The organism is Mesorhizobium sp. M5C.F.Ca.ET.164.01.1.1 (genome assembly GCF_004792125.1).
Lineage (GTDB): Bacteria > Pseudomonadota > Alphaproteobacteria > Rhizobiales > Rhizobiaceae > Mesorhizobium > Mesorhizobium wenxiniae.
This window is the reverse complement of record NZ_SRTG01000335.1, coordinates 1-332: the sequence shown is the minus strand read 5'-3', so window position 1 is coordinate 332 and position 332 is coordinate 1. Positions and strand designations below refer to the sequence as shown.

Sequence of the window (332 nt, the reverse complement as noted above, 5' to 3'; positions counted from 1 at the left end):
GATGCTGACGGGATTGGAAGCACTACCGGCATTACCGGGCAGCGTCGAGCGGATGATGTATCTCGACATGATGAGCTATCTGCCGGACGACATTCTGGTGAAAGTCGACCGCGCGGCAATGGCTGTCGGCCTCGAGACCCGCGTGCCGCTGCTCGACCATCGCCTGGTAAGCTTCGCGCTCTCATTACCGCTCACCATCCTGCGGGCCGAGAACAAGACGAAATGGCCGCTCAGGCAACTGCTGTACAGGCATATCTCTCGCGAACTCATCGAACGCCCCAAGATGGGCTTTGGCGTACCGATCGACGCCTGGCTGCGCGGTGCGCTGCGCC

Annotated in this window: 1 protein-coding gene; it reads left to right on the top strand. The window is 61.4% G+C overall.

Annotated elements, in window-relative coordinates; all coding sequences use genetic code 11:
• Window positions 1–332, top strand: a 332-nt coding sequence (locus EN807_RS33715; RefSeq protein ID WP_246684524.1) for an asparagine synthase-related protein, incomplete at both ends; no start/stop codon positions are given.